Source organism: Rurimicrobium arvi, assembly GCF_039540495.1.
Lineage (GTDB): Bacteria > Bacteroidota > Bacteroidia > Chitinophagales > Chitinophagaceae > Rurimicrobium > Rurimicrobium arvi.
The window spans coordinates 411,825-432,227 of sequence record NZ_BAABEZ010000022.1; the positions used below are offsets into that span (position 1 = coordinate 411,825).

Sequence of the window (20,403 nt, forward strand, 5' to 3'; positions counted from 1 at the left end):
ACAGGTAAGTTTTGTTGTTATAATTCGTCTTTATTGAATTCGGTAAGGGAAAAGTTCACACCTACGAAGAAGCTGCGGTACAAGGCAGGTTTGATCTCCGTACGCGTTTTGCCATCGGTGGAATACCGGTAGCCAAAGATATTGTGTTGGTTCGTCATATTATCCACTCCGGCATACACTACGGTAAACCATTTCTTAATGTGCGTTAGATAGTTCACGGTCATAGAAAGATTATGGTAGTCGGGGGTGCGGTCTCCGAGAAATTCAGGATTGGCAGCATTATAATAAGGACGCCCGCTTGCGTAGCTGTAAGTAGCGTTGATCTGTGTCTGCAGCTTTTCGATGTAATACTTGCCGATCAGGTTCAGGTTATGATTTGAAATAAATGTCGGCGTGGCTTCGGCTGCATAATTTGCATACAACCTGCGGGTATCGATATAACTGTAGGAAAGCCAGTAGTCCAGATTTTTCACGGACTTACGGTCGCGCCAGAACAATTCAAAACCTTTGGCATAACCGTGCCCGGAATTATCCACCGGACCCGTAACGTAATTGCGGTACTGGCTTGGGTTAAATGCATTCATGGTTTCCCGTACCAGTTTCTGGTAGTCTTTGTAATATATTTCCATTCTGAGCGTACGGTCCTGCTTGCTCCATTGGTAATTGAGAATGGAGTGCACGGCGTACTGCATCTGCGGACGATAGCCTGAAAGCAGGTATAAATTGTCTGGATTCTGGTAGAACACACCACCGGCAAGCCCGAATTGTCCGTAAGTACCTGCACGTACAGCCATAGACAAACGCGGACCGATTGCAGTCTGGGCCAGCAACTGACTATGCTCGGCACGCACGCCGGGTCGTATGGCAACAAGCTTGCTCGGCTTCCATTCCAATTCGGCATACAGTGCTCCCGCGTTTTCGGCAAATGCAGGCTTCCATTGCGTACCACTCGAATCGATCAGCTTTTCGAACGAAAAATGCTGCAGCTCCGTACCGGCAGTGATACCTACCCTCGCAGACCAGTCGTAGCGGGTTTCGAGCCGGTATTGCAGGCGCTGATCCGTATTGGTAAAATGGAAATCAGAGAAACTGGTATTGAAATCGATCTTATCCTGGTTGTGACTGTAAGCAAGTGCCGTATACATCGTCCATTTTGAGCGCAGCAACTGACGGTAAGAAAGCGTACCGTAATAAGTCTGGCTTTTTAAACCGAACAAGAGCGGACTGCTCACGGAGTCGGGGTCCTGCACGGTTGTTGTGCTGGTAAAGTAGGAAGCATTTACGAGCAGCTTCACGAGTCCGTCTTTATTCGGCTTCCAGGAATATTTTCCGGAAGCATTGACGCCTTCCGGCACTTTATTGTAAGTAACATTGGTGGTAGCCAGTTTGTAGAAAGGGGCGAGGTTGTTGTAAGATAAAGACAGTTCCAACGCACTTTTCTTCCAGAGCTTTGCCCCGCTGGCATACAATCCGGCCATATTAAAACCCACATTCACCGTGGTCTTATCCGGCATATCCAGCGTATTCAGTTCCAGTACCGAAGACAAAGCCTGACCATAACGCGCGCTGTATCCCCCGCTGCTGAAGCTCACACCTTTGAACTGGAAAGGAGAGAACCGGCTGCGGGTCGCTACGCCCGGTGCCCCGCTGAAGAAGGCGTTCTGGGCTACGAGTCCGTCGACCACCACGGCAGCTTCACTTGCATCCCCTCCCCTTACAAACAAGCCCGTTTGCGTACCTTGCTGCTGCGTGCCGGGAAGTGTCTGAATGGCTTTTGCAACGTCTGCATTGGCACCCGCTGTGGTAACAATATCCAGCGTGCTCAGTACCGACTTATTGCGGTCGTTGCTTGCTTCAAATGCACCAGCAGAGATCACTACCTCGCTCAATCGGTTGGTCTTACGCATTACCAGTTCCAGCTTGCGCAGGTCGCCTGATATCGTTATTGTTGTTTTGAGATCTTCATGCCCGGCTTCTGTTATCACCAGCAACTGCATTCCTTTTTCTTCCGTGGTAAACTCAAAAGAGCCGGTGCTATCAGTTGTGGCTCCGTCGATGGTATTGTCAATAGACACGGACGCGCCTTTCACAGGTTTGCCCTTGTCATTGCGTACCTTACCGCTGATCACAAAAGATTGCGCATCTGCGATAACCGGGAATAGCAATAAACAACAAAAGAGGCGTAGCAGTAGATTCATATAACGAAGTAAATATGGCGCGAAAATACGACGAGGAAAAGCGAAGGGAAAAATTCTATTCGGTAAAACCGAAAGAATGATCGGTGAATCCTGAGAGAGCAAACCCTATGCTGATGCATACCGAAGCAAAAAGACCCGCACAAGGCAGGTCTTTACTAAGGGAGTTGAAAAGAGGATAATTACATTGCAGTGTAAGTAGCAGTATTAAAAATAGTAGGACCACCTACTGTGGTAGTATAAGTTACTTTAAGCGTGGTGGAATTCAGGATTACAATTTTCATCACCAATGAACTGACGCCATAAACAGCAGTAAAATCAGTGAGCAGAATTTCGGTATCTGAACTCTGTAGTTTCCATTTACCGGATTGGCTGTCAGGGGAGCTTGCGTCACACTTTGTAGCGCCTTCGTAAGCGGTCACCACATCACCGGATTTGAATTCGGAATAATTATCACGGGCACAGTCAGACAGTGTTGAATAGCCATCTACATCAACACCTGAATAATTATAACGGTAAGCCGTCAATTTCCATTTTTTACCAATCAGATTGGCTGAAGCCGAGCCGGATGATGAAGAAGACTTTTTATCGTCTTTTTTACAGGCAGAAAACAAGCTAAGCGCCATCAACGCAAGCATCACGTAATTTTTTTTCATTGTTTGTTTAATTTAAATGAAGTATCGGCAATGTTACGACACAAAACACATAAATTCAACAACAAACAGTAACTACAAATAGATTATCCAAATACAACAAATAGGTACAGGACATAGCCTCAGGCAGTTATGTCTCAAGCTTTTTTTTAAAAAAAATCAGCCGGAATATCACCAGATGTTCAGAGAACCGGAATATACATTTCCAGAGCGTCCCTCAATCCGATACCAGTACATTCCGGACGGATAATCTTTCAAATTAAGTTCCTGTAAATACGGCGCAAGGGTATATTTTTCTATCAGTACTCCGTTGAACGCATACAGATTCAGAGCTATACCTTGTTCCGGTATCCGGTATTGCAATGTACGCACGCCAGACGGCAGCGGATTAGGAAACACAATCGCTTTCCGGGATGAAGCCGTTTGCTCTTCAATACCTACAGTCGGCGGATGATCGCAATCCACTGTTATGTACTCCGGATTCTGGTAAGCCCAGGTATTCAGTCCGCTGAAGCATACCAGTTTATCGGAGCAGTCGCAGGTTGCCAATTGTGTCACGGACTTATGAAAGCCGCCCGTAGCAATATTTCCGACGCCTTCCACCCAGGTACCGAAGGGCCAGTCGCTGGTGCTGCCAAACTGGTGGAAATGGATCTGGCGGTGTGGTATACCCGCGATCATCAAAGTATCGATGGTGGATACGACGGCCTGTACGAGGTAGAACGGATCGACAGAGGAACCTGTTGTATAGCGAACGGTATCGCCTGTTTTTACACCGAAATCATACAGAATCCTTTCCCTGTTCAGGCGCGGGTCAAAATAAAACACCTGCTTATTGTATTCCCGAAGACCGCCATATACTTCAGCCGGCGAGAAAGAAGTGTCGTCGCTGCGATACACCTTGTGGTAGGTAACGCCCATAATAGTAGTGTCATCCTGCTTCAAACCGTAGTAATACCAGGTGGGCCAAGCTTCTCCGTTACCATGACGCACCAGCCAGCGCGTGTTTTCTGACGGAAAAGGGATGTAGGATTGACCAAAAACAGTAAAACTGCAACACAGCAGGCTGCACCATAAGTATACATGTTTCATAGGGGTGGTGTTTTCAGTATAAATATACAAAAAAACTACATCAAACAGACTAAAGGAAATGAGTCCGCACAAAGGATGCTGTATCCAATTTGTTCGATAGGCGGAGGCGGTCTCTTTGTACTTTCTGCCGCATGTTCCGTTCACCACAGATTTTCTGTTCCCATGAAGTGCAAGTTTTACTTGCGGTTCGCCCTCATTTTACCCTAACATTTGTATTGTTTTATATGGTTCACCGCAAGTAAACCTGCGCTTGTCAAAATTGCGGAATAGTTTTTGATTAACAGAAGAGTACACACAAAAAATATTGAAGATGGGTAACACAAGGCAACGTACGGTAACCAATGTATTCCTGCGACTGAGAGCAATAACGAATATTCCCATTGGGATTAGTATATCCGATAAGTGCGTTCAACACCCTTATCCTATTTAATAGAGACACTAAAGCTTCAACTATTACCATATATCAGGCGGGAGCAGCAGAGACAGGCAGCATAGGAGTAAGGTATAAAATGGCATCTGCAGGAGCCTACCAGATATACCTCACTCACTAATGCTACTCGTTGCGAAATGGCCTATGGCCGGACCGGAATCTGTTACCAGAGACACACTCCTTTTTCGCGGTAGAAGGCAATAAAGGTAGGTGTTTTGTTGGAAACGCTGATTCAGGGCTATGCTGCAATAGCCCGACTTGAGCAATCCCAATGCAGAGAGCTGCAACAAAATCCCCTTCCATGCGACTGACCGGCTCTGAAAAATGCCTGTTGCCAGAAGGCGCAGAAAACACCCCGCGAAAGGCATTTGCCAGGGTGTAAAATAGACAACAATGAAGAAAATACGTTTCGTAATTATGGCTACGGGATTAGTAGCCATCGCATGCACCATGCAATCCTGCAAAAAAGACAATGCAGGGCCAAAAGCAACCAACACGAGGACTGACGCGACGAAAAACAGCACTGCAAAAACGCTGACCACTACAGAGGTAAACGGATTCATCACAGAAGTGAACAACTTCCTGCCTTATGTAGAATCAGTTGCCAACAACCCGGACAGCCAATTACCCGGTACCCTCCCCTCGGAAATAAGTGATGAAGACGCAATTCGATACCTGGAAAACGCTTTCAATTTTACTTATGCACTGCAAGAGAATCAACTGCAAAAAGTATACATCGACAATTTTTCTATCACACTTCCGAAGAATGTGAATGGCAAGGTAAATATGAAAGAGCTTGCCAGTAAATTTATTGAAGCCTATAACCATGTCAAACAGACATATCTGAATCTGGCCTGTCCGGAGGATGAAAAAGTGCTTCGTGTGGTAGACGTAGACTTGGTAAGTTCAAACAACGGAAGTCTAAGCCTAAAACTGACGAGCACTTATGAATGGCATTTTGACGCGACTACAGCAGTACCGTCTGCTACAGCTATAAGTGTACCGTCAGGACAGTGGGCGCGCTTCGGGTCTATGGGAGGAAATAATATCACCAGCGTAGATCCACTCGGATCAGGTGGTGCGCCGGAAATTGTAAGTGTGGTATTGAGAGCCAATTATGGAGGCTACCTCTTCCTAAAAGGAGCAACGCCAAAATCAAAATATTCTAGGTTCCTTGTATCTAACATTGAAGATGTGTTTTTTGGATTCGGAGCTTGGGATTCAAAAGCTGACTTACCCTCATCCGCACCCAGAAACCCCTGGCTGTTGAAACACTGGGGGGTTGCCCTTTCGGGTATGCCAGTATGCCTGAAAGATTATAACTCGCTTGTCTTTAATATGGCACCTCATGCAAAAACTCCGCCATTTTTGCCTTTTCCCGATCCGCTTACCGATGACCTGCTAAATTATATGATCACGTGGAACGAATGGGTATTACGTGACAAAGAGGTAAAATTAGGTAAATCCTTGTATTCTCTGACATTTGACGAAGGTTTAATATCAACATTAATGACGAGTAGCTATGCCATGTATACAACGTATGCGAATGTGTACGATCGTCTTTCAACACCACCATTATCCAGATACACACCGGTTTCCGGCATCATTTCCGTTTTCTAAACCTTTTGGATGCAGGCTGTAATTACCGTCTGCATCCAAAACTAAATCCATTTTTTATGAAAAATTCAATCCTGCTTTTTTTTACATTTTTACTGCCCGGATTCATTCATGCACAGGACCCTTTTGTAAACAAGTCGATCAGCAGCGACACTGTAAAATTCGAACGTGTCAACCATTGCTGCGAGCTCGCGGGCGGCAGCTTTATTTTCATAGGTGACCAATGGGTCGACGATTCTACCGCATTTGTATTCAAGACAGACCGTAAAGGCAATATTCTGGCCAAGCGCCACCTGTTTCCCAAATCAGACCTGCTCGACTTTATGCCGGTAAGTTGCTTTTACGAAAACGACCATAAGATTGTACTGATCGGACAAACGATGAGGGATTTCGGCGATGGAAAAGATTTATGGCTTGCCGGCATCGACTCCAATCTGCAGGTTTCCTATATGAAGGTCATTCCTTTTACCAATGCTGATACCAGTTTATGGTCGTGCAGTATGTTTTCCAAAATCGGCAGCAGTTATTACGGTTATGTCGCTTATAAACTTTCGGATATTTCCTCTCCTCTGCGCGTCAAATTAGTGAAGCTGAATGCATCCGGCGACATTACACTATCCCGCAATCTCGATTCCAACTTTTATGGAAACAGCCATGAAGATCTTATGGGCTTAAGCCCTATAACCGTCAGCGCCGACAATCGGTTTTTAAATTTTATCGGCGTTATGGATGGATACCTCACTACAATTGACACCAATTTTAACCTGATCGATTCCGTGTACATGAATACAACGTTCGCGACAATAATATCAAGGGACACGGCTATAAGAGAATTTGCAGCAACAGGTATAGACATCAGCAGCAGCAGTATGATTATCGGGCCTATAGCTGAACTGAGGTACTCCGGATTGGACGACCACTGGGGAGTAGCCAAATTTGACAAACAAACCAAAACGATCAAACGCTTCGGCTGCTTTCCCGTATTCAGCGATCCTTATAATGCAAAACTTCGACCCACCGCATTGCTGGATATCGCCACACGGGGCAATTCGGTATATACACTGGCATTTACCGCCGGGTATGCATATAAAAACAGCATCGTTGTCTGTTGCTACGACACCAATGCCAACCCTAAATGGACCCGGAGACTGAGCGACTCCGTTCATAATTTCCTGCCATTGAGTATATACCTGTGTAAAGACGGCTCCGTCATGGTGAATGCGCTGTCGGATTCCGCAGCTGCATTTACGGACGTGGATGCCAGGGCACAGAGCATTTATGTTGTGCGCCTGGACTCTGCAAGCGGCAACCCTTTAAGTACGCCGAACATCGCCTCCCCGCGACAGCAGTGCGTCAGCGTGTACCCTAACCCGGCATCATCTGAGATATGTATATCCGATCTTCAACACGAAGCCGAATGCTTTATATACAATGCCGCGGGTCAGCTCCTGTTGCACGAAGAAGGAGTCAACAGGCACCCTGTAGATATACATAGTCTTCCGTCCGGTTCTTATTATTTTACCCTGTTCGATAAGGAAAAACAGCAAATAGGTCAGGGTACTTTTGTAAAGGAGGAATAGCAGTAACGCCTCAATCATGCTGATGCAAGGAACGGATCTCCGTATAACAATATCAAAAGTTCCTCCGCTTTAAGATAACGCTGACAAGCTCAGTCGCTATTGCCACCGAAATTTGAACAAGGCACCGGAGCATTCCGGAATTTATCATTAACTATAAATCGGTAAAAAATGGCAAAGGCAGCAAAAGGCACCAAGGATAAGGTGGAAAAAGTAATGCATGAGTTTAAAGACGGAACGCTCAAAAGCGGCGGTTCCGGCAAGACCGTGAAAAGCCGTAAACAGGCAATAGCGATCGGCTTATCAGAAGCACGCGAAGCCGGCGAAAAAGTGCCGGCGAAGAAAAAGAAATAAGGCAGGTATCCCCTGTCATCTGCCAATAATCGGGAGCCCGCAAAACGGCTCCCGATTATATTTAAAAACGACTAGTATTCCCTTCGTTTACGTTCTCTGCTTTGCCCATACCATTGGCCCGCTTTGAAAATAAACAGTAAGGGAACTAAAATGATCAAGAGTGCCAACCACTCTCCGCCGCTCGGCATACTGATTAAAAATATTGATTTCATACAGCTAAACTAACAAATAATTTCATATTTAAAATTAGTCACTTTAAAAAGTAAATACAATTATTACAATCATCTGACGAGATAAATGAGGATCGTCCATTCTTCCTTATTCAGGAATTATCCGTTTAGATATTGATGGAGCAAACTAACACGGAATTTCTTCCGGAATAGCTGCGGCTTACCTGCCGGATCACCGGAAACCCTCCCGCACCCCTGCGGCAGACTTGCCGGAACACCGGAAACCTTCCCGCAGCCCTGCGGCGCACTTGCCGGAACACCGGATTGGGAGTCTGCCGCCTTAGCATCAAAAAATCGGAAGAACCGTTGCGATTTATTAGCTTCGCAGGGCAAGTAACAGCATTATGATCAGAGCACTACTCATGGAAGACGACGAGGTGATTGCCCGGGAGGTAAAAAACTTCCTTGAATCTCATGAGATCACTTGCGATACTGTGTATGACGGAGAACTGTTTTTCCGGAAACTGCGCAACAATTCCTACGATATCTTCCTGCTGGACATAAACGTGCCGCGAATCAATGGACTGGACGTGTGCGAACGCATCCGAACCGAGGATAAAAGCACTCCCATACTGATGCTCACCGCTTACGATCAGATAGAAGATAAAGTAGATGCCTTCAGCCGCGGTGCCGATGATTATCTGGTGAAGCCGTATCACCTGGAAGAACTGCTGCTGCGGATCAACGCGCTCATCAGGAGAAAACAAACTCCGCAGGCCGCTCACCGGAAAATAGACATTGCCGACCTGAGCATCGACCTCGACGAACAAACAGTACAGCGTGCGGGAGTGGAAATACCACTTACTCCGAAGGAATATAAGCTGCTCTGCATCCTCGCACAGGCACAGGGCCGCGTACTGTCCAAAGGGCAGATCGCCGAGCGGTTATGGGATTACCATATAGAAACGAGTCAGAATACCATCGAGGTGTACATCAATTTTCTGCGCAATAAAGTAGATAAAAATGCTTCCGAAAAACTCATTCACACGAAAGTGGGTTTCGGTTATTACCTGAAAAGCGAATAGAATGACCTTAAAACTGCGGCTGGCCCTTTCCATCAGCATCCTCTTCACACTGCTCTATGGCGCTACCTCTGCGCTGGTGGTGCTGCTGTATTCGGATTTCCGTAAACAGGAATTCCGGGAACGTCTCGAAGAGAAAGCGCTTACCACCATCCGTCTGCTGCTGGAAGTAAAAGAGGTAGATAAGCAGATGCTTAAGATCATCGACCAGAATTCCATCAACAAACTGTATGATGAAAAAACGCTCGTATTCAACAACCGGCACGAGCTGATCTACAGCAGTCTTGATGACACCAAAATAAAATGGACGGAAAACGATCTGAATTACCTGCAGCGCCATAAGACTTTTTTCAAACGCGACGGTGGCAACGAGATTTACGGCGTTTTCTACGACTCCAACAGTCAGGATTTCTACGCGCTGATCTCTGCCAACGACAACTATGGAAAAAGAAAGCTGGAGTTCCTGACCTACCTGCTGGCCGGTTCCTACATCGTATTTACGGGTCTCGCCTGGCTCCTCACCTTCTGGCTCGTAAAGAAACAGGTGCGGGTGCTCGACTCCTTCCACAAAAACATCAGTTCCATCAACGAGCACAACCTCGAAACAAGGCTGGAGGTACGGGAAAACAGTGATAACGAAATAGATCTGATCGGCAAGGAATTCAACTTTATGATGCGGCGCATCCAGAAAGCGTACCAGCAGCAGAAGGAATTTACCGCGCAGGCTTCGCATGAGCTGCGCACCCCCATCGCACGTATGACCGTGCAACTGGAAAACCTGAAGTCGAAGACGGACGAGGCCGGGCAACAGCAGATCGCACAGATCAACCGTAACCTCTTTGCCCTAAAAGAGCTGATTGATTCTTTGTTACTGCTCGCGCGGCTCGAGTCGCTGAGCAACCGCAAGCAGGAGCATGCGCGCATAGATGAGGCCGTATTCAACAGTATGGACAAGGTGCATCAGCAATATCCCGATCTGAAAGTATCGCTGGATGTGGATGCAGCCATAGACAGCAACCTGCTTTCCCTTCCGGTAAACCAGGCGTTGCTGGAAATCGCTATCGGCAACCTGCTGAAAAACGCCTACCTGTACTCCGAAGACCGTCAGGCGCTTATATCGATCCGCGAAGCCGGCACGCACATCGAGTTGTCTATTGCAAACACCGGAGCGACGCTTACCGAGGAAGAGCAGCACCGTATGTTCCAGCCTTTTATGCGGGGTGCGAACGCTTCTGAGAAACAGGGTTTCGGTCTGGGATTACGCATGGTACAGCGTATACTGGGTGCTTATCACTATGAGATCCGCTATATAGCGGGCGCGCAGAAAAACGAGTTTGTTATTACTTTCTGAAAACGTGCTTTTTAAGCTGTTTTTAAGCTGTGCTTAAGACGTGCTTAAGGTGGGGATTGCACCTTTGTGTCTGAATCATCCACCTAACAAATGTCACTACCACGCACCCTGTTTATGGCCATCGGCCTGCTGAGCGGCAGCCTTGTCCATGCGCAGGTTTCCATGACACTCGGCGATTGTGAGCAGACCTTCCGTAAAAATAACCTCCAGCTGCTTGCCGCCCAATACGACATAGACCAGGCAAAAGCGCAGGTGATCCAGGCACGCATCTGGGACCAGCCTTATCTTTCCGGTGAGTTCAATGCGATCAACCCCGGAGCAAACCGCTATTTCGATGTCGGTAACCAGGGTCAGAAAGCAGCCGCCGTAAGTCAGCTCATATACCTCGGAGGCAAGAAGCGCAATGAAGTTGCCTTTGCCAAAAATAACCAGCAGCTTGCGGAACTTCAGTTTGAAGACCTGATCCGCAACCTGAAGCTGCAGCTCCGTCAGAGTTTTTACACGCTGTACTTCGACCGCCAGAATATCCACATGCTGGAGTTCCAGGTAGGCAATCTCGATTCGCTCGTCGGCGCTTACAATAAGCAGTCGGACCTGCACAATATCTCCCTGCGCGATGTGGTACGCCTGCAGGCGCTTTCGCTGCAACTGAAGAAAGACCTGCTGGATTTCCGCCAGAGTATTAATGAAGAAGAGGCTAAACTGCAACTGATCACGGGCACCAGTGAGGTGATCGAACCCATCCTGGACAGCAGTGCTTTGCAGCAAAGATTCCGCAATATCACTTTGAAAACACCGGATGATATACTGCAATCAGCAGTTCAGAAAAATCCGGATTTTCTCTATACGCAGACGTTGATCGAGAATAACGAACTGATGCTGCGCTGGCAAAAATCGCTGTCCGTACCGGACCTTACGCTGGGTGGCGCTTACGATCAGCGCGGCGGTGCATTCAACAACCAGGTAAACGTGACGTTGGGTATGCCGCTCCCGCTCTGGAACCGTAATAAAGGTAATATCCGATCGGCTAAAGCAGGACTCGAGCAAAGTAAGCTGAACAAAGACTATAAAGTGGCCGAGCTGCGCGCACAGATACAAACCACCTATGCCAACTGGCAGCAGACGCGGAACCAGTACCTGCAATTCTCAGACACCAGCCGTGCCAACTTCGGAATTGTGTACAACGGTATCCTGCAGAATTTCCAAAAACGCAATATTTCCCTGCTCGACTTCACCGACTTTATAGAGAGCTACAACCAAAGCCTGCTCTCGCTGAGCGACATGCAGAAGCAGTTGCTCTTTTCAGAAGAAACCCTAAACTACCTGGCAAATGAAAGCATTTTCGAATAAAGCAATCAAGCATACAGATACCATGTTCCACCACATCAGATACCGTTTCCTCGCGCTTGCCCTGCTCATTGCGGGATGCCATTCCGGCAAAGAGAAAGTAAAAGTAGAAACCAGTTTTGTGCTGAGTCCTAAAATGCTCACCTCCACCACTACGGCCACTGCGGGCGATCTCCCCCTCAAAAACGAACTCAACTTCTACGGAAAGATTACTGCAGATGCCAATAAAATGATCGAGATCTTCCCGGTTGTAGGCGGTAATGTGACAAAAGTGTATGTGGAACTGGGCGATTATGTACAGAAAGGCCAATTACTGGCAACCATACGCAGTACGGAAGTGGCCGGCTTCGAAAAGGAAATGGAAGATGCGAACAACGATGTACTCGTTGCACGCAACAACCTGAAGGTAACACAGGAGATGTACGAGGGCAAACTCAATTCCGAACGTGACGTGATCGAGGCCAAAAGCCAGCTGGAGAAGGCAAATTCCCAACAACAACGTATCCGCGAAACGTACCAGATCTACAACATCCGCAAAGGAGCCACTTACGAAGTGCATGCACCGATCAGCGGCTACGTAATCCAGAAGAACATCAACGAAGGTATGCTGCTGCGCAGTGACAAGACCGACAATATCTTTGACATAGCAGACATCAACGATGTATGGGCTATCGCCAATGTAAACGAAAGCGATATCAACGAAGTAAGGCTCGGCATCGATGCATCGGTGACCACACTGAGCTATCCCGATAAAATATACACCGGCAAAGTGGATAAGATCTTCAATGTGATCGACCCCGAAACAAAAGCCATGAAGGTGCGCATCAAACTGAACAATGCAGACAACATGCTTAAGCCGGAAATGCGCGCTACGATCAAAATGTCGTATTCGGAAGATCGCTCTATGATCGCAATCCCTTCGAAAGCCATTGTATTCGATAAGAGCAAATACTTTGTGATGATCTTCAAAGATCGCAGCAATATAGAAACGCGGCAGATCGAAGTATATCGTCAGGTAGGCGATACCAGCTATATATCCGGCGGCCTGAAAGAAGGCGAAAAAGTGATGACTACGAACCAGCTCCTCGTGTACGATGCGCTAAATGATTAAGCCATGAACAAACTGATCAAAAACATAATTGCTTTTTCGCTGCGCAATAAACCGTTCACCTTCTTCTGGGTTTCGGTACTGGTGATATCCGGTTTTATTGCGTTCCGGAACATGCCCATCGAAGCGTTCCCGGACGTTACCAATACGCAGATCGTCATTGTAAGCGAATGGAATGGCCGCAGTGCGGAGGAAATCGAGCGTTTTGTGACCACACCTATCGAGGTGGCCATGAACTCGGTGCAGAAAAAGACCTCTGTGCGCAGTGTTACCATGTTCGGTCTTTCTGTGGTAAAGATCATCTTCGAAGATGATGTAGATGATTTCTTTGCACGGCAGCAGGTAAACAACCAGCTGCGCAACGTATCGCTGCCGGACGGAGTGACTCCCGATGTGCAGCCGCCTTACGGCCCGACGGGTGAAGTATTCCGCTACGTACTTAAAAGCAAAAGCCGCGACACGCGCGATCTGCTGACGATCCAGAACTGGGTAATCGACCGGCAGCTGCGTCAGGTACCGGGCGTGGCGGACATCGTCGCATTCGGCGGCCAGCAGAAGATTTACGAAGTGAGTGTGGATCCGAGCCGTCTTGCGAAATATAATATAACCCCGCTCCAGGTATTCGAAGCGATCAATCAGAGCAATGTGAACGTGGGCGGTGATGTGATCGAGAAAAACGATCAGGCCTATGTAGTACGCGGTGTGGGACTGCTGGGCTCTATACAGGATATCGAGAATATCATTGTGGATGATGCCGGTGACAACCCGATCCTTGTGAAAAACCTGGCTGATGTGCGCGAAGGATCACTACCGCGTGTGGGACAGGTGGGCCTGAACGGCAACGACGATGTGGTGGAAGGTATCGTGGTCATGCGCAAGGGCGAAAATCCAAAAGAAGTGCTGACCCGCATCAAGGAGAAAATAGCGGATCTGAACGGCAATATCCTCCCGAAGGATGTGAAGATGGAAACCTTCTACGACCGGGACAACCTAATGGAATACACCACGCATACCGTAATGCACAATATGCTGGAAGGAATCCTGTTTGTGACGGTAATCGTGTTCCTGTTTATGGCCGACTGGCGTACCACGGTAACTGTATCTATTATCATCCCGCTTTCCCTGCTGTTTGCCTTCCTGTGTCTGAAGCTGAAGGGCATGAGCGCCAACCTGCTTTCGCTGGGTGCGGTGGATTTCGGGATCATCATCGACGGAGCCGTTGTCATGGTGGAAGGTATTTTTGTGACGCTGGATCATATTGCGCATAAGCGGGGTATGGAAACATACAATAAGCTTGCAATTGGCAGCACGGTAAAAAAGACCGGCGCAGAAATGGGTAAAGCCATTTTCTTCTCGAAACTCATCATCATTACCGCGTTGCTGCCCATATTCGCATTCCAGAAGGTGGAAGGAAAAATGTTCTCTCCACTGGCCTATACACTCGGATTTGCATTAATGGGAGCGCTTCTGTTCACGCTTACGCTCGTGCCGGTATTATGCCATATCCTGCTGAACAAGAACGTTCGGGAAAAGCACAACCGCTTCGTGGAGTTCTGGAACCGTATCGTGAGCAACGGGTTTTCGTGGACGTTCCGCAACAAGAAAAAAACGCTGATCGCATCGGCTTCGCTGATTCTGCTTACGTTTTTCTCAGCCCGTTTTCTCGGAACGGAATTCCTGCCGCAGCTGAATGAAGGCGCGCTCTGGGTGACGGCCGAACTGCCGATCAGCTATGGACAAAAGCCTTCAGTTGCCTGGGCGAAGATCATTACCAAAGAGATCAAAAAGACGAAGGAGGTAAATGGCGTGTTGTTCCAGGAAGGACGCTCGAACGACGGTACCGACCCGAACGGCTTTAACTTCCTGCAATTCCAGGTAGATCTCGCGCCGAAAGACCAATGGCATGGAAAGAATATAGAAGACATTATCCGCGAAATAGATCATAACCTGTCGCAATACCAGGGGATCATCTACAACTATTCACAACCGATCATCGATAACGTGGCTGAAGCGGCTGCGGGTATCAAAGCGGCAAACGCGGTAAAAATATACGGCGATGGCCTGAATGAGCTGGATAAACTGGCCACTCAGGTGATCAAACAGATCAGCCATATTGAGGGCATTAAAGATGTGGGTATCCTGCGCAATATCGGTCAGCCCGAAATATCGGTAGTCCTCGACCGGGAGAAAATGGCCGCTTACGGTGTGAAGGTAGCCGATGCGCAGGCGGTACTGGAAATGGCCTTCGGAGGTAAAACTGCCACAGAGAAGTTTGAAGGAGAGAAAAAGTTTGAAGTGCGGGTACGTTACAGCCAGGAATACCGGAAAGATGAGAACGACATGGCGAACATCAAAGTGCCTACCCTCTCCGGCGTGAAGATCCCGCTGAAAGAAATAGCTACCCTGCGCAAGGTTACAGGACCCGCATTTATTTACCGCGACAATACCAAACGCTTTATCGGGGTGAAATTCTCCGTACGCGACAGGGATCTCGGAAGCACTATTGCAGACGCGCAAAAAGCGGTCAATAAAAACATCAAGCTGCCGGCTGGTTACAGCATCGGCTGGACGGGTGAATTTGAGAACCAGGTACGCGCCACCGGTCGGCTCGCGCAGATGGTGCCCGTAAGCCTCATCGGCATTTTTGTACTGTTGTTCGTGATGTTCGGTAATATTAAGGATTCGCTGCTGGTGCTTGCGAATGTACCGTTTGCCATTGTGGGCGGCATCCTGGCGCTGCATCTTACCGGTACCAACTTCGGTATCTCCGGAGGCGTAGGTTTCATTGCGCTGTTCGGCATCTGTATCCAGAACGGGGTGATCCTGATATCGGAATTCCACAAAAACGTACGGCAGGGAATGAGCCTGGAAGACGGCATTTTCGAAGCCGTGAAAGTGCGTACGCGTCCGGTGGTGATGACGGCTTTAATGGCCTCCATAGGACTGCTGCCAGCCGCACTCAGTACGGGTATCGGATCGGAATCCCAGAAACCCCTTGCAATTGTCATTATCGGTGGACTCATCACCGCAACCATATTAACACTTCTGGTATTCCCGATTATTTATTGGGTATTCAACCGGAAGTCAAAGATGCACGTTTCATAGTGTGTGTTAGGTGGTGTAACAAGCCCTGGCACGTCTGTGCCAGGGTCTTTGTTTTTATATAGGGGCAAACAACACTTGTTTTAAGCGCTGACGCGCTGCGCATCGTCTTTCCGGCTGCGCTGTACGCGCTGACCGCGCCGGATAAGCTCCGTTCCGTATTTATTGCGGATGCCGTCCATGGCTTTGGACAGGTTGATATCGGTAAGCACATCATTGAACAGATCGATCTGGTAGCTCCCGCTGACCAGCTCGGACAGCCTGATACCGATCAGGCGGATCTTCGTTCCCGGTTTGTAAGCCTGCTGCAGCAGCTCCAATGCCTTCTGCGCAATCACGCGTTCAGAACAAGAATAAGGAATAGTGAGCTGGCGCGTGAATGTTTCAAAATTTGAATAGCGCATCTTCAGCGTCACACAGGCACAAAGACGGCCTTCCCTGCGCAATGAAAAGGTTAGGTCATCCACCATTGTTTTTACATATTGCTGTAACTGGTCCTGGTCAGACAGATCCTGCTCAAAAGTCCATTCCTTACTCAGACTCTTACGCTCCCCGTGCGGCACTACCGGGGCATCATCCAGTCCGTTGGCCTTTTTCCAGAGCGACACGCCATGTACGCCCAGGGCCCGCTCCATCACCGAGACATCTATCTTCTGGATCGCTTCTATTTTATGAATGCCCATGCGCGCGAGCTTTTGCACGGTCTGCTTACCGGCCATCGGGATTTTCTTCACCGGCAAAGGAGCGAGAAAAGTCTTTTCTTCACCGGGCACCACATACAGCTCGCCACAGGGCTTGGCCAATCCCGTAGCAATCTTGGAAACGGTTTTACCGGAAGACAACCCGAATGAAATAGGTAATCCTGTTTCGCGTATGATCTTCTGACGCAACTCACGCGCCCATTTCCAGCAGCTGAAATATTTATCCATGCCGGTGAGGTCCATATAATGTTCATCGATACTGGCCTTTTCAAATACCGGCGCAGATCCGGCAATGATCTCCGTAACCATGCGCGAATACTGTGCATATTTGTCGTGATCACCCCGTACCAGGATGGCTTCAGGACACAGTTGCAGCGCCTGTTTCATCGGCATGGCGCTATGCACCCCGAACTGACGTGCCTCATAAGAACACGAAGCGACCACACCCCGCCCTGCACTACCGCCGACCAGCACCGGCTTACCGATCAGATCGGGCCGTTGCAGGCGTTCAACGGAAACAAAAAACGTATCGAGGTCGCAATGAACAATGTGACGTTCCATATTTGTTATTTTAAATGGATTTGCTAACTTTGACACTAATAATATCACAACGAAGATTCCAATAATAACAAAAGAAAATGTCACAACAAAAAATATTTTGGGCAGAAAATGTAAAATTTTTACGCCAACGCAAAAAAATGAGCCAGGAAGCTATGGCTGAAACCTTGGGAATCAGCCGTTCCAAGTTGAATGCACACGAAAACGGTCATACGGTGAATCCACCCGTGGAAGACCTGATCCGGATATCTGAATTTTTTAAGATCAGCATCGACAGCCTGCTGAAAATCGAAATGGCAAAACTGGGTGAGCTGAAACTGCGCGAACTGGAAGCCGGAAATGATGTGTACACCGCAGGAAAAAACATCCGGGTACTCGCGATCACGGTCAATAAAGACAATAAAGAAAACATCGAATATGTTCCTGTAAAGGCGCGCGCAGGCTATCGTTCCTCATACAACGATCCCGAGTTTATCGCAGATCTTCCTAAGTACAGCTTTCCCGGTTTGTCGCCCAATGCCACCTACCGTATGTTTCCCACCGTAGGAGATTCGATGTTGCCGATACCGGCGGGCAGCGACCTGATCACAAGTTATGTGCAGGACTGGTCGGGCATCCGGGCCGGTACACTTTGCGTGGTGATCCTGAACGGTGAACAGGATTTTGTGTTCAAAAAAGTGAGCTTTCAGAAAGACGGGACGCTTTTGCTGGAATCGCTGAATGAAGCCTATGCGCCTTATACTGTCCAGGTATCAGACGTATTGGAAATATGGCAGTTCGAACGTTTTATCAGCAAAGATATTCCTGACCGCGCTACCGATCTCGACGAACTGAAAATGATGATTGCGGATATAAAAAAGACGCTCGGAAAATAAATCCCGGGCGTCCTTTTTATTCAACTTCTAATCGTCTATCGTTGGCTTTCTTTCTTCTTTTTATTGTTGTCGATGATGGCACCGGTACCGGCACCAACACCCGCTCCGGCAAGTCCGCCGATAATAGCGCCCCTGCCTTTACGATCGTCTATCAACGCGCCGGATACAGCTCCCACACCTGCACCGATAACGGCGCCGGTGGCAGTACTGCTCCATCCTTTACGTTGTTGTTGCGCTGCATTTCCGGAAGTGGAACTTGCCGTTCCGGAAGGCGTATAGTACACATTTTTTACAGACGTGCTATGGCGGGAAGCCTTAGCTGCTGCAACCTGTTGTTCTCTTTCTTCAAGTACCCTCGTCATTGAGTCAAGCGCACGCTGACGCTCCATCGCAGCCTGCTGGGCCGCAACTGCCGATTTTAATGAATCAAGGCTTCTCTGCTGTGCCATCTGTTGCGCCTCCTGCTCATGGTTACCGCAGGAACCGATTATTGCTGCAACACCGGCAATAATGATTATACGTTTCATAATATTCAATTTTTAAAGGTGAATAATTACAGATCCCCCATTGGTGTTTCGGGATCTACTTTTTTCTGTATTTTTTCTACCTCCTGAATGAAAGTGGTCAGTTCTGTATCGCTGTAAGCTCCATAGGCATCGGTAAGCGTGCCCATTTCACCATCTTTTGTGCGGATTGCATATAATATTGCATTGTCTTCGGGACTGCTTGCGCCTTCAAAACGGTAAAAGTTCACAATATGAACTTCTTCGGGGCGGAACTGTTTCTCTGTAGAAAGGGATTGAAGGAATCCTTCGCCGGCTTTGAATTGAGTGGTGTAACCGAGGCTATCAAGTTTAGTAACACAAGACGCGAGGGTCTTCATATCAGCAGTATCTCCGGAGGGCAGGTTTTGCCAGTCCTTATTATTATTGATTGTCTCGTTCATTGTAAGTCGTTTTAAATGGTTATTATCTATGTCAAAAATCCGAACGAAATGGCGCATAGCTTTTACGCGATTTATCCCGTTCCTTATATTATTCCGCATCATTTGGTTAAGAAAGATGTAAAACACGCTTGATTTTTCCCGAAAGCGGTTATAACTTTAAAACAAAAAGGAATATGAAGAAAGTTGTATTGCTGGCTGCATTATGGTCGGTGGCCATTCAGGCATCTGCACAGATATCCATTCTCGACACCGACATGCCGGTATCCGGAGATACGCTTCGTTACAGTATTACAGGTCCATCCACCGTTTTCAGTGCGGCAGATTCGGGCACTGCAAAAAGCTGGGATTTCAGTAGTCTTGGTGTCACAGCTCAAGCTGTGGATACGTATAAAAAGGCATCAGCAGTCAATCTCTCCTATGCGCTCACTATTTCCAGTTCTGCATATGGGTATAAGGTGGCGGACAGCATTCCGGGACTAAGTTCCTTCGCGGCTATTACTGCAAAAGATGTCTATACTTTCTTCAATAAAAAAAGTACGCCTTCGCGCTTCATAGCAGAGGCATTTGCAGCAAACCTCAGCGGCATTCCTACTCCGGCCAATTACAGCGACGAAGATGAGATCTATTTCCTCCCGCTCAATTACGGAAGAACAGACAGTTCCACTTACCTGCTCAATTTCTCTATTGCAGGAACAATAGGAATCAAACAGGCGGGTTACCGCATCACGCGTGCGGATGGCTGGGGTACCATCAAGACACCTTACTTCACGACTGCCACCCCGTGCCTGCGCATCCGTCAGGAAATACATGAAGTGGACTCCATTAATATTTTAGGTTCTTCCGTGGGACTTCCGCGCACAACGGTGGATTATAAATTTCTCGTGTCCGGCGAGCATTATCCTGCCGTATGGGTAACCGCTACTGTAATAGGAGGCAGTGAGACGGTAAACACGATACGTTATCGCGACACGAAACGCATCGCCACATCGGTGCCCTCTTATACTGAAGGAATAAAAACACTGCAGATTTCCCCCAACCCTTCTGGCGGTAAAGACCGCGTGCAACTGCAGTTACCTGTTTCGTGGAAACAATATACCGTAGAGATATACGACATGCAGGGAAGACTCCTGATCCGTAACGAATCAGAAAACATCCTTTCTCTGGAAACGTTTGCCTCAGGCTCTTATATCGTTCGCGTACTATGCGGTTCCGAATGTGCATACGGTTTGCTGCAGCACCATTGAG

16 protein-coding genes are annotated in these 20,403 nt (G+C 47.9%); 10 read left to right on the forward strand and 6 right to left on the reverse strand.

Going from position 1 to position 20,403, the window contains the following annotated elements; translation table 11 throughout:
* Positions 1-17: 17 nt before the first annotated feature.
* From ABD846_RS08515 to ABD846_RS08525, 3 genes are all read right to left on the reverse strand, one after another.
* Positions 18-2,198 carry a TonB-dependent receptor gene (locus ABD846_RS08515; RefSeq protein ID WP_344825261.1) on the reverse strand — a complete coding sequence of 727 codons (2,181 nt, stop codon included), beginning with the start codon at positions 2,196-2,198 and terminating at the stop codon, positions 18-20.
* A 179-nt stretch (positions 2,199-2,377) separates the two neighbouring features.
* The gene (locus tag ABD846_RS08520; protein ID WP_344825264.1) at positions 2,378-2,851 is read right to left on the reverse strand and encodes a hypothetical protein; all 474 of its coding nucleotides are present in this window, start codon (positions 2,849-2,851) and stop codon (positions 2,378-2,380) included.
* A 168-nt stretch (positions 2,852-3,019) separates the two neighbouring features.
* Positions 3,020-3,940 carry a T9SS type A sorting domain-containing protein gene (locus tag ABD846_RS08525; RefSeq protein WP_344825267.1) on the reverse strand — a complete coding sequence of 307 codons (921 nt, stop codon included), beginning with the start codon at positions 3,938-3,940 and terminating at the stop codon, positions 3,020-3,022.
* A gap of 823 nt (positions 3,941-4,763) precedes the next feature.
* Between ABD846_RS08525 and ABD846_RS08530 the strand changes: the two genes are divergently transcribed.
* The 8 genes from ABD846_RS08530 (at position 4,764) to ABD846_RS08565 (ending at position 16,081) form a co-directional block, all read left to right on the forward strand.
* Positions 4,764-5,990 (forward strand): hypothetical protein, encoded by a 1,227-nt coding sequence (locus tag ABD846_RS08530; protein WP_344825270.1) that lies wholly within the window; start codon positions 4,764-4,766, stop codon positions 5,988-5,990.
* A gap of 56 nt (positions 5,991-6,046) precedes the next feature.
* A complete protein-coding gene (locus tag ABD846_RS08535; protein ID WP_344825273.1) occupies positions 6,047-7,567 on the forward strand; it encodes a T9SS type A sorting domain-containing protein in 1,521 nt (506 codons plus the stop codon).
* A 168-nt stretch (positions 7,568-7,735) separates the two neighbouring features.
* Positions 7,736-7,918 carry a DUF6496 domain-containing protein gene (locus ABD846_RS08540; protein ID WP_344825276.1) on the forward strand — a complete coding sequence of 61 codons (183 nt, stop codon included), beginning with the start codon at positions 7,736-7,738 and terminating at the stop codon, positions 7,916-7,918.
* Between the two features lie 574 nt (positions 7,919-8,492).
* On the forward strand, positions 8,493-9,173 hold the full coding sequence (locus ABD846_RS08545) for a response regulator transcription factor (RefSeq protein WP_344825279.1): 681 nt from the start codon (positions 8,493-8,495) through the stop codon (positions 9,171-9,173).
* Between the two features lies 1 nt (position 9,174).
* Entirely contained in the window at positions 9,175-10,521 is a 1,347-nt protein-coding gene (locus ABD846_RS08550) for a sensor histidine kinase (RefSeq protein WP_344825282.1), read from the forward strand.
* A 90-nt stretch (positions 10,522-10,611) separates the two neighbouring features.
* Positions 10,612-11,871, forward strand: a complete 1,260-nt coding sequence (locus ABD846_RS08555; protein WP_344825285.1) for a TolC family protein — start codon at positions 10,612-10,614, stop codon at positions 11,869-11,871.
* Positions 11,852-12,979, forward strand: a complete 1,128-nt coding sequence (locus ABD846_RS08560) for an efflux RND transporter periplasmic adaptor subunit (RefSeq protein ID WP_344825288.1) — start codon at positions 11,852-11,854, stop codon at positions 12,977-12,979. Before ABD846_RS08555 ends, ABD846_RS08560 begins: the two co-directional genes overlap by 20 nt.
* A gap of 3 nt (positions 12,980-12,982) precedes the next feature.
* Positions 12,983-16,081: an efflux RND transporter permease subunit gene (locus ABD846_RS08565; RefSeq protein WP_344825291.1), complete on the forward strand. Its 3,099-nt coding sequence runs from the start codon at positions 12,983-12,985 to the stop codon at positions 16,079-16,081.
* Positions 16,082-16,161: 80 nt separating this feature from the next.
* On the opposite strand, the gene dinB is transcribed toward ABD846_RS08565, so the two are convergent.
* Positions 16,162-17,340 (reverse strand): DNA polymerase IV, encoded by a 1,179-nt coding sequence (gene dinB, locus ABD846_RS08570; protein WP_344825294.1) that lies wholly within the window; start codon positions 17,338-17,340, stop codon positions 16,162-16,164.
* A 77-nt stretch (positions 17,341-17,417) separates the two neighbouring features.
* Between dinB and ABD846_RS08575 the strand changes: the two genes are divergently transcribed.
* The gene (locus tag ABD846_RS08575; protein ID WP_344825297.1) at positions 17,418-18,212 is read left to right on the forward strand and encodes an XRE family transcriptional regulator; all 795 of its coding nucleotides are present in this window, start codon (positions 17,418-17,420) and stop codon (positions 18,210-18,212) included.
* A gap of 35 nt (positions 18,213-18,247) precedes the next feature.
* Here ABD846_RS08575 and ABD846_RS08580 read toward each other — a convergent pair whose 3' ends face one another.
* Entirely contained in the window at positions 18,248-18,739 is a 492-nt protein-coding gene (locus ABD846_RS08580) for a YMGG-like glycine zipper-containing protein (protein ID WP_344825300.1), read from the reverse strand.
* A 26-nt stretch (positions 18,740-18,765) separates the two neighbouring features.
* Positions 18,766-19,158, reverse strand: coding sequence for a hypothetical protein (locus ABD846_RS08585; protein ID WP_344825303.1), 393 nt, complete (start codon positions 19,156-19,158; stop codon positions 18,766-18,768).
* A 173-nt stretch (positions 19,159-19,331) separates the two neighbouring features.
* On the opposite strand from ABD846_RS08585, the gene ABD846_RS08590 reads away from it, so the two are divergent.
* Positions 19,332-20,402 carry a T9SS type A sorting domain-containing protein gene (locus ABD846_RS08590; protein ID WP_344825306.1) on the forward strand — a complete coding sequence of 357 codons (1,071 nt, stop codon included), beginning with the start codon at positions 19,332-19,334 and terminating at the stop codon, positions 20,400-20,402.
* The last annotated feature ends 1 nt before the right edge of the window (position 20,403 follow it).